This is a genomic window from Aequoribacter sp. (assembly GCF_965659035.1).
Taxonomy (GTDB): Bacteria; Pseudomonadota; Gammaproteobacteria; order Pseudomonadales; family Halieaceae; genus Aequoribacter.
Window position 1 is genome coordinate 1 of the sequence record NZ_CBFHWH010000069.1, and the last position, 10,638, is coordinate 10,638.

A 10,638-nucleotide genomic window follows, 5' to 3' on the forward strand; every position below is an offset into this window, starting at 1 on the left:
CACCGTGAGTAGGACCACTGCCCCAAGTATTTTTATTAATGTGCATGCCCCACCAAATACCGACGTATTTACCAGGTTCAACCCATGTCACATCACCAAGTTTGTTGGGCTCGTTCAAGTTTAAGCTCAACGCGCTATTCAACAGGCCTGTGGCAGAATCAGCGATTTGAATTGTACGCCACGGGGTGGTCATGGGGAGCGACGTCTTGACCAGAACACCGTCACTCCAAGGCGCCAAATCCGCCTTGAGTACGCCTGTTCGCTCTTGCTTAAGTGACATCGCGGCATAGTCCACCAGAGCCGCCTCGTGGATACTGAGATGAACGCCATTCGCTTGCCTAAGAGTGACTGGGGTGTGCACTAAACGCATGGCATCCGCTGTAGTTTTGTCGTACAGATACTCGTAGCGATTCCATTCTCGAGCGGGAATCCACCAAGCATCGGTACGGTGAGCATCTGGCAGGACAAACTGGGTCAGCTCATCAATCAACGATACTGGCCCTCCAATAAGCTCTGGTACGTGATAGCGAAAGCCTAAACCGTCGTTGAATACTCGCACCTCAAGGGTGAAGACCTCTTGCTCGTCGCCGTTCAGAAAACTCGCAGTGAGCTGCTGATAGCGGTTTTCAATGTAGCGCTGCTCACCCCAGGGTTGTTCCCAAGGCTCGTGCTTGTGCTGGATTTTAACTTCACCCAAGGTAAGACCCTCACCTAAGGTCGCGAGCTCGGCAAAGGTTAATCCTAGGCGGCTTGGGGCTATGACCGTCGCCCCATTAAATGTCACTTGGTATTGCGCGCCCCCCTGCGCGGCGGATATCTCAAACTCTATTCGAGCATCGGGGGAACTTACCGTTGCCGCCAGCAGCGCTGGTGCCCACAACAAACACAGAAGCAGAAAAAACTTTTGCATAACGCTACCTAATTTCTTGTTTTAGGGAGTTTGTAAAATCAGCACCGATTTTGGAGGCACGGACAGCGCCTCAGAAAAATCAATAGACTCATTACTGAAGGCTTCAATCCAAAGGCTAGCATCGCCGGTAAGCTCACTCACCTCTGCGCGAGGCACATTCCTTGATACATCTAAGTTGTTCACCAACACTAGGACGGTATTTCCCGTATAAGTTCGACTGTAAGCATACAAACCGTCAACGGGTGCTTTGTGCCGAAAATCGCCCTTATGAACGGCGACTTGCTGGCGACGCCAATTTAGAAGCTCGCGCGTCCATCGCTGAAACTCCAGTTGCTCTTCTGACAAACCCTCACCGGTACGGGCGTTGGCTGTATCGCCAGCCCACCCACCGGGAAAATCGCTGCGAATGACGCCATGCGAATCAGTACCGCGGTTGTGCATGAGTATTTCGGTGCCATAAAAAATCTGTGGAATTCCGCGTAAGGTCGCGATCATGGCCAGTGCCATTTTCGTCGCTGCGACAGATTCATTCACCTGGCTGAACACCCGGCTCATATCGTGGTTATCAGGGAAGATCACCAAATCATTCGGATTGGCATACACAAAATCGTTCGCCAGCGTCTGATAAACACGGGTCAAACCTGTGTTCCAAGCCTCGCTCTCGGCAACGGCTTTCAAGATTGAGTCGTTAAGAGGGAAGTCCATCATAGCCGGCGAGCTGCCTAGATAGCCATCGCTGTTGTGCTTACCCTCTTGCCAGTAGGCTACAATGGTAGGATTTAAAGACCACTCCTCCCCCACGCTATTAAGATTTGGATATTCCGCCAATAAGGCGGCATTCCATTGCGCCATAAAAGCCTTGTCCGAGTAAGGATAGGTGTCCACACGTAATCCACTCAAGCCCAGAGTTTCTATCCACCAGATCGTGTTCTGAATGAGATAGCGCGCCATATGAGGGTTACGCTGGTTCAAATCAGGCATGGCGTCAACAAACCATCCGGACTGAAAGTTCTCGCGATCTGAGGCAATCGAATAAGGGTCTTGGACAGACTCACGACGATGATTTGTCCGTTGGCGGGAATCTGGATAATTCACCCAATCCTTGAAGGGCAAATCCTGCATCCACCAATGGTAAGAACCGCTGTGGTTCGGGATGACATCCCAAATAAATTGAATACCTCGGGCTCTGGCTTCGTTTGCCAATGTCACCATCAAATCTAAATCGCCGTAGCGCGGATCGATACGGTAATGATCGGTAATTGCGTAGCCATGGTACGACTGCTCTGCTTGATCGTTTTCAAGTACTGGGTTCATCCACAGCTGGGTCACCCCCAAGTCCCATAGGTAATCTAAATGCTCCAGCACTCCCTGCAAGTCACCACCGTGACGACCGTAGGGCGCCGAGCGGTCAACCACCTGCTCTTGCATACCTTCAACACGGTCATTGCTCCTATCGCCATTGGCAAAACGATCAGGGGTCAGCAAATAAATTACGTCACTGGCGTCATACCCCTGCCCTGCGCCCAACGCTGGGTCACGAGCCTTTAGGGAGTAAGTTAAGGTGTACTCTACGTCTCCCGAAAACCTAAGTTCGAGGGTTTGCTCCTTGGCTTCAGGGGCTATTAGCAGATTTACAATCAGGTAGTTATCGCTGTCGGCACGCGTTATATCGATCACCTGCACGGTGTCGTTTGCTACACCCACCTCAAACTGCGCCTTACCTACATTGTCACCGTGTATAAGAAGCTCTAGCTCCTGATTTGCCATGCCGACCCACCAGTTAGGTGGGTCAACGCGAAGTTCAGCAGAGACGTCAGCAGCGAGACACAGCGACACAACGACAAAACAAACATTTTTTAAGTTGATCTTAGGCATCGAGTTGCACCCCACATGACAATAAAAACTCTTCGTGGCGGGCACAGTTGTCACTCGCGCCAGCCACCAAACTCTTGAGATCGGCCATCAAACCCGCAAGCTGCTCTCGCGAAATCGAATCTGCGAGGGGATGATAATCACTAGGCACCATACCTTGCCCCATGAGGACTTGTTGCCATGCGATTTCTTGAAAAAGCTCATCGCCTTCTTTGAAAACTTTGCCCGACGTTTTAAAGAGCTCTATGCGATGTAGTAGCGAATCGGGAATATCCATGTTGCGGCAGTCAATCCAGAACTGACTGTCAGTTCGCGCATTTACTTTGTAATGCATAATGATAAAGTCACGGATCTTCTCGAATTCAACCTGAGACTGCCGATTGAACTCATCCACCTCGGCGGGCTTAATACCGTTATGAGGAAAATGTTGCACCAAGCGACGCAAACCTGACTGAACAAGATGGATACTGGTGGACTCGAGTGGCTCCAAAAAGCCGCTGGCCAAACCAAAAGCAATACAGTTTTTGTGCCACTGTTTTCGTCGGCGCCCCGTCTTAAACGGAATACTGCGCGGTTCAGCAAGGGGTGCGCCCTCGACATGTTGTAGCAGAGTGCGTGCGGCCTCGTCATCGGACATGTAGGCGCTGCAATACACATGGCCATTGCCGGTGCGATGCTGCAGAGGAATATTCCACTGCCACCCCGCAGTGTGCGCGATAGAGCGCGTGTACGGCTTGATGGCTCCATTAGACTCGGTTGGTACTGCCAAGGCCCGGTCGCACGGTAACCACTGACTCCAATCTTCGTAACCCGTTTCTAACACTTGCTCAATCAGCAGGCCCCTAAAACCAGAACAATCTATGAACAAATCGCCTTCGATTAACTGCCCCGATTCCAGTTCAACAGATTCGATGAACCCGGTCTCGGAGTGCTGATGAGCCCGCTTTATCATCCCTTCCACTCGAGTCACACCACTGTGCTCGCAGTAGTTCCGAAGATACTGAGCGTACAAGCCAGCATCAAAGTGATACGCGTAGCTTATGCCGGGTAATTGGGTACCTGGGATTTGATTCAGTTTTGCGAACTTATTTTTCTTGGCCGTCTGATAATTCAAACTAAAGTCCCAGTAGTCGGAGGTAATACCTTCCTGCTGACTACGGAGCCAAAAATGATGAAAACCACAAAAGGCAAAATCTTTACCGATACTGCCAAAGGCATGCATGTAGCTGTCGCCTACATTGCCCCAATTTTCGAACTGAATTCCGAGCTTAATACTCCCTTGAGTGGCGCGAAGAAACTCCGCCTCGTCAAAGCCCAAGGCATTGTTAAAATTGATGATGGGAGGTATTGTCGCCTCACCCACACCAACAATACCAATTTCGTCAGACTCTACCAAGGTGATCGAAATTACCTTCCCAAGTGTCCGCGCAAACAAAGCTGCTGCGTTCCACCCTGCTGTACCGCCGCCAACAATAACAACGCGTTTAATCGCATCGGTCATAGAAGCCCCTCCAAAAAAAAACCCCTGCCGAGTTGTGCAACAGGGGTTTCGAGTTTAGCCGCTTATCTTAGAAGTCGTAACTAAAACCAAGACGGTAGTTTTCGCCGTATTCTTGGTAGTCGCGAACCACACCACCGCTTAGCGAGGTAAAGGGCTCGTCAGTCAAGTTAACACCCTGCAGATAGACACGAAGGCCCTCTAGGTACGCGATTCCTGAATCGGCGAAATCATACGAGATCTGCGCGTCAGCAATAGTTTCGCCCAACATATCGTATTGATCTACGCTAAATCCAAGACCGTATAAGTCGCCTTTGAAGTCATCGCGCTTACGAACACTCAAGCGAGCTTCGAATCCGCCGTTTTCATAGTAAACGGTAGCCTGCTGAATGCTCTTCGACAAACCGGGCAATTCATAATCTGCGCCACTTGGGGTTTTAATATCCGAAGATACGCCCGTATGACTTGCAAAAATACCCCAACCGTCAAGGCTTTCGTGAATCATGCTCAAAGGCATTGCGAGCGAAACCTCCCAACCGCTCAGAGTACCGTCACCGCCGTTGACCTTACCATTGACCGTAGCCGTGGTGCTGCCATCTGGAGTAGTTTGGCCCGTCGCTGTCAAGAAACTCGAAACATCGATTTCCGCTGCGCCGTCAAAGATCCACTCTTTCAGTTCTTTACGGTACAGCGCGATTGCGAAATAACCGTCATCCGCAAAGTAGTTTTCGTAGGTCAAATCAATACCTAACGCTTCTTTCGGCTCGAGGGACGTGTTACCGCCGCCCGCAGAGATGTAGTTGCCGTTTACGTCAGGCACCTGTGAGATACCGATACCAAACGAAGCGTTCATCTCATCCATACGTGGGCGAGACATCGTCTTAGCAATACCAAAGCGAATGGTTTGCTGCTCATCTAGGGCCATTCTTAAATTGAGGCTAGGCAACACGTTGTTGTAATCATGTGATACCGTTTGACGAATCAAATCGCTACCGCTGCGTGCAAAAGCCGTCGAGGATTGATCGGTTTGCAAGTAACGCACACCGACATTACCACTCACTTCTTTGCCCGCAATATCCATTTCAAGATTTGCCATGGCATAGAACGCCGTCACTTCCTCTGAGACACTCCATTGGTTAGTCGCGTAGCTAGACTCTTCTAAGGTTAAGTCGTAGAAACCATCGCGAACCATTGCGATCGAGTCATAAGCAACCATGTTACCCATGCCAATGAAATTCAAGTTAACGCTACCCAGGTTGTATTTGTCGGGAATCGCTAGCATTTCGGGGAAGACGTTCAAGGTCATGAAGTAGTTTTCAGCGGTCTTTTCTTTGGTACGATCACGGAAAGACACACCGTACTCGATGTCGGTAACAGGCCCCATGCTCAACTGCTGCTTAGCTGCAAGTTTAAGTGCCGTCAACTCATCGTCAATATTGGGGGCGTTCAAGAAACCGTCTTGCGCAGTATTCTCAAACTCTGTGCCTGTGGCTCCAAACTTGTCGTTTAGCGTCGATTGCCAACCCCAAGTCAATGGGCCACCCAACTGAATCAGGCTCGTATCTGAGTAATCCAAACCTGGATCAAACACTGCACCCGATGCACCGCCCTTCAGGCTGTAGCTGATCGTATCGGCCACGCCGCGACTGTCACCGCGACCTGTACCTGAATACGACTCGAACGAGTAGATTTCACGTTCTACTTCCGAACGACTTGCATCGAACTCGATTTGCAAATCGTCGCTCAGATCAAACACCAAGTTGAAACCCATCGAGGTCAATTCGGCCTTACGCTCCTCGTAGTCGTTGCGAACCACCACACGTTGACCCACGGTAGTGCCGCCTTTCACAACGCCATTTGCGTCAGGCGCGTCAGCCGTTACCGCACCTTGGCCCCAAGCAAAAGGAATCTCGATACCACGAAGCAGCTTCTCATCCGCAAAATCTACATACAAGGCATCGGCAGTCATGCTCAAGCGCTCGTTCGGCTCAAACTGTACAACCAACATGGTGGAATCACGTTCCAATGTCGACGATCGCACGAAGGGTTTCGCACCCCCTAAAACGCCACCGGGGTAACCCCAAGCGTTCCAACGATTTTCTTGGTTGGGCGAATCCATGGTGGCGTGAGCGAGGGCAATACCGACCGTGTTGTCAGCAAACTGCTGGATTAATGAAAAGGTCGCGTTTACACCGGTATCGTCAGCGTCAGGATTTAACTTACCCAGGCTGTTGTATTCGTACTCACCTTTAATTTGGAAGCGCGCATTAGTGTCGAGCGGCTTCACTGTTCGCATGTCAATAACACCCGCAATGCCCTCTGCTTCCAAAGAGGCGCGAGGAGTTTTGTAGACGTTAACGGCCGACATAATTTCCGATGGGTACAAATCAAATTCAACGCCTCGGTTATCCGAGATTGAGACTTGTTCTCTGCCATTGAAGGTTGTTGCGCTTTCGTTCTCCCCAAATCCGCGGATGCTGATTCGACTGGCGCGACCATCAAGTCGCTGCGCAGCTAAACCAGGCAAGCGTGCAAGCGACTCCGCAATGGATACGTCTGGCAATTTACCGATGTCTTCAGCAGAGATGGATTCGATAATTGAGCTGTCGTAGCGCTTGTTATCAATAGAATCAATCAGACTCTTCCGATAACCAGTAACAACAACTTCTTCTAGAGTACGCTCTTCACCATCTGCTGTTTCGACGTCCTGAGCCATTGCAACAGTTCCTGCAACACCCATAGCGAGTGAAACGCTAAGCGCGAGTTTTTTAGGTTGAAAAAAATGGGTTGGTTTCATAGATGCACCTTCGATTCATTTTTTTTGTTTTCGGTTATGCTGCCATTGCCATGCACTCATTATTGTTCTGGCGAGCGAACCATGACGTTTTCACCTGAGCTCATGGGCAGCGATTTACAGGCTGAGTGCATAATAGCGATGCGTTCATTTGACTCACAACCAGTTACATACGTATTCAAAAACCCAGTCAGAAATGACTCAACCAGGCCTTAATAATACATAAAAACGTTAAAAATCAATGTTTTGAAAATTTATAGCTTATTCAGACAGCGACAAACTCCCTTATGAATAGGTATGCATAAAAAGTTACACACATTGTCAACAAGACCTACCTAGCGCTATTTTACGCAAAAATTCAGATGCCAAAGGGGTGTGAGCCCCTGAGCAGTTTAGAAGATCAATAAAGGCCTCATTCGTAATGCTAGCAACCGACACCTCCCCAACGGAGATGCCCACTCAACGAAACTTGCAACCCTTCCTAAATGAGAGGGCCAGTGGTGTGCTGTTGCACGTAGCCAGCTTACCCTCGGTTTACGGAATCGGGGATTTGGGCGCTGCGGCCTACACCTTGGCAGATCGCCTGCACTCAGCAGGCCAGCGATACTGGCAAATATTACCGCTCAACCCGTCGAATCCGACCTCGGGTGAATCGCCCTACTTCAGTTCTTCTGCGTTTGCCGGGAATCCCTTGCTCATCGACCTAGAAGCCTTGGTCGATTGGGGCTATCTATCACCGCAGGACCTGGAAAGCGCCATTGTCGAGGAAGCTGACTCCATCGACTTTGCTGTAACGCGCCCGAAAAAGCTCAACACCCTCTACAAAGCAGTGGCAAACTTCGACGCCAAAAATGACGCCGAGTTTAATACTTTTTGTCGAGATCAAGCCTATTGGCTGCACGATTACGCTGTTTTCACAGTAATTGCAGATATTGAAGATACTGCCATTTGGAGCGATTGGCCCGCCGCTCTGCGTGATCGACAGGCTCGTGCTATCGATGCACTAGAATCACACCACGGCGAAGCGATCCTGGCTCAAAAAATCATTCAATATTGGTTTTACAAGCAGTGGTTAGCGCTCAAAGCCTACTGCAACCAAAAAGGCCTCGTAATATTTGGCGACATGCCAATCTATGTGAGCTACGCCAGCGCCGATGTTTGGGCGAATGCCAGCTTATTCAAACTGGACCAGGATAAACGACCCACGCACGTATCAGGCGTACCACCAGACTACTTTAGCACCACAGGTCAACTGTGGAATAACCCGGTTTATGATTGGGAAGCCTTAAAGGCCCAGAATTATCAATGGTGGATACAACGCATGGGCGGCTTATTTGCCCTTTTCGACATGGTTCGGATCGATCATTTCAGGGGCCTAGTCCAGTATTGGCAGGTACCTGCGGGGGAGCCTACCGCAATTCATGGCACTTGGGAAAACGTACCAACCTATGAATTGTTCGATGCGCTGATCGCTGCACATCCTGACTTTCCTGCGGTGGTGGAGGACTTGGGCTTAATCACAGATGACGTGCTCGCCGTCAAACAACATTACGGCTTTCAGGGCATGCACATCCTGCAATTTGCGTTCGATAGCGATGACGTAAGCAACCCTCACCGCCCCGAAAATCATCCCGAGCGCGCACTTGTTTACGTCGGAACTCACGATAATACAACGCTTGCCGGTTGGTTGAGTGAAGCTGAAGATCATACTCACGCACGGTTAAATCAGCATTTGAACGGTTATGCATCAACATCAAACGAGTTTGCAGTGATCGAATTGGCGCTGGCTTCAGATGCCAACATTTCGATAATCACTGCCCAAGATTTACTGCAATTGCCGGGGTCCGCGCGAATCAACAATCCCGCAACACTGGTGGGCAACTGGCGCTGGCGCCTAACGCAAGCCCAGTTCGATGCAATTCCTTTTGATCAAGTTAAAAATCTTACCCAGAAACACAAGCGAGTCAGTGCTTTCTTGGCTGACAAATAAGTCAAACAGGCGTCTAAGTTTTAACGACTCTTGTACAGATTACGTTCGTAGAAAAGGGCCCGTCGGCCCTTTTCACAAATTCAATCGCCTTACGACTATCTTTGATACACTCGATATCCCCACGGTTCCAACACCATTGGCTTACTTTGCGTAAGTTCAACGCGCTCACCTGTGAAGTATTCGGTGTAGCTGTCAGGAAACAAAGTACCCTCCATCGTAAACTCTACGGATTCGTCGCTGAAGTTGATCACTGCGAACACTTTGTGCTCCTCGTTTTGACGCACGAACGTTAGTACGCGGTCAGCCTCTGAGTTTGGCACATGCACCATGCGAGCCCCCCATTGGGCATTCCACAGAGCACTATTTTCGTGCTTTAGCTTAAATAGCTGCCGATACAACTCGCCAATTTCATGTTCGCGCCATTCGATTGAATCTTTCTCGAAAAAAGCTAATCGCTTGTTATTGCCGGCTTCTTGACCGCTGTAAATCATTGGAATGCCCTCGCCTACGACTGACAGCACAATAGCGGGCTTCAGACCGTCACCATAGCGCTCGAATGGCGTTCCCTCCCACGCATTCATATCGTGGTTACTGACACCAATCATTCGCATGGCTTCACGCGGGTAAGCGCTCTCGTTCCACGAATAATAAACATACAAAGGTGCTAGATTCTTAGCTTTGCCAGATACGATATCGTGCATAGCTTCCTGCAAAGACCAAGCATAAGTGGCGTTGAATGCGGCTCGATGCATATCGCGCGACTCCCACTCAGCCAACATGAAAACTGGCTTGATCAGGTCGAGCTCTGCACGCACATTCTCCCAGAAATCCAGCGGTACAAATCCGGCCACATCGCACCGATAACCATCGATATCAAATTCCTCAACCCAGTACTTCATCGCTTCGGTCATCGTTTTACGTAAGCCTGGTTGAGAATAATCTAAATCAATAATATCCGACCAATCCCACCAGGGTGTGGGCCTAAAATCACCCTTGTAGTCTTTTTCATACCAGTCAGGATGTTCAAACCGCATGGGGTTATCCCACGCCGAATGGTTAGCCACCCAGTCAAGAATCACTTTAAGTCCCAAACTGTGCGCTTCTTTAACAAAGACGCGAAAATCGGCTTCAGTACCAAGATCGGGATTAACACCAAAATAGTCTCTGACGGAATAAGGGCTACCTACAGTGCCTTTTCTGTTCTCCTCACCAATGGGATGAATAGGCATCAACCAAACAATGTCCGCTCCAAGCGCTTTTAATCGGGGCAAATGCTTTGCTGCTGCATTAAACGTTCCCTCCTCAGTAAACTGTCGAGTATTGAGCTGGTAAATCACCGCATTCTTTAGCCACTCTGCGTGTTGTACCGACGAGTAAGACTTGGGCTCGTACGAGGATATTTGAGGCACAGGCTCATTCGTTTCACAGGCAACTAAGCCCATCATGAGTGTGATTATGGCGCTTGTCTTGAGTAGGTTCATAGGCACTCCTTATTATCAGTGATCGCAGTTGAGCCTATTCCTGCGCGGCATGCAAAATGAATAGGTATTCAATATTCGTCAACTTCGGCTAGC

The 10,638-nt window shown here is 49.6% G+C and carries 6 protein-coding genes; 1 reads left to right on the plus strand and 5 read right to left on the minus strand.

Translation table 11 applies throughout. The annotated features are described in order from the left end of the window. From ACTF5Z_RS09395 to ACTF5Z_RS09410, 4 genes are all read right to left on the minus strand, one after another. Positions 1-910: glycoside hydrolase family 97 N-terminal domain-containing protein (locus ACTF5Z_RS09395; protein ID WP_438985408.1), on the minus strand; the 910-nt coding region annotated here is incomplete at its 3' end. Between the two features lie 21 nt (positions 911-931). Further along, positions 932-2,785: a glycoside hydrolase family 13 protein gene (locus tag ACTF5Z_RS09400; protein ID WP_438985409.1), complete on the minus strand. Its 1,854-nt coding sequence runs from the start codon at positions 2,783-2,785 to the stop codon at positions 932-934. Next, a complete protein-coding gene (locus ACTF5Z_RS09405) occupies positions 2,778-4,283 on the minus strand; it encodes a tryptophan halogenase family protein (protein ID WP_438985410.1) in 1,506 nt (501 codons plus the stop codon). The genes ACTF5Z_RS09400 and ACTF5Z_RS09405 overlap by 8 nt, the downstream gene beginning before the upstream one ends. A 67-nt stretch (positions 4,284-4,350) precedes the next feature. After that, the gene (locus ACTF5Z_RS09410) at positions 4,351-7,077 is read right to left on the minus strand and encodes a TonB-dependent receptor (protein ID WP_438985411.1); all 2,727 of its coding nucleotides are present in this window, start codon (positions 7,075-7,077) and stop codon (positions 4,351-4,353) included. Positions 7,078-7,525: 448 nt separating this feature from the next. Between ACTF5Z_RS09410 and malQ the strand changes: the two genes are divergently transcribed. Then, positions 7,526-9,064 carry a 4-alpha-glucanotransferase gene (gene malQ, locus ACTF5Z_RS09415; protein ID WP_438985412.1) on the plus strand — a complete coding sequence of 513 codons (1,539 nt, stop codon included), beginning with the start codon at positions 7,526-7,528 and terminating at the stop codon, positions 9,062-9,064. Between the two features lie 95 nt (positions 9,065-9,159). Here the strand turns inward: malQ and ACTF5Z_RS09420 are convergent, their stop codons facing one another. Further along, the gene (locus tag ACTF5Z_RS09420) at positions 9,160-10,545 is read right to left on the minus strand and encodes an alpha-amylase family glycosyl hydrolase (RefSeq protein ID WP_438985413.1); all 1,386 of its coding nucleotides are present in this window, start codon (positions 10,543-10,545) and stop codon (positions 9,160-9,162) included. Between the last annotated feature and the right edge of the window lie 93 nt (positions 10,546-10,638).

Coding starts and splice junctions, on each gene's coding strand:
- malQ (WP_438985412.1), top strand. CDS start 7,526: ATGCCCACTCAACGAAACTTGCAACCCTTCCTAAATGAGAGGGCCAGT.
- ACTF5Z_RS09410 (WP_438985411.1), bottom strand. CDS start 7,077: ATGAAACCAACCCATTTTTTTCAACCTAAAAAACTCGCGCTTAGCGTT.
- ACTF5Z_RS09420 (WP_438985413.1), bottom strand. CDS start 10,545: ATGAACCTACTCAAGACAAGCGCCATAATCACACTCATGATGGGCTTA.
- ACTF5Z_RS09400 (WP_438985409.1), bottom strand. CDS start 2,785: ATGCCTAAGATCAACTTAAAAAATGTTTGTTTTGTCGTTGTGTCGCTG.
- ACTF5Z_RS09405 (WP_438985410.1), bottom strand. CDS start 4,283: ATGACCGATGCGATTAAACGCGTTGTTATTGTTGGCGGCGGTACAGCA.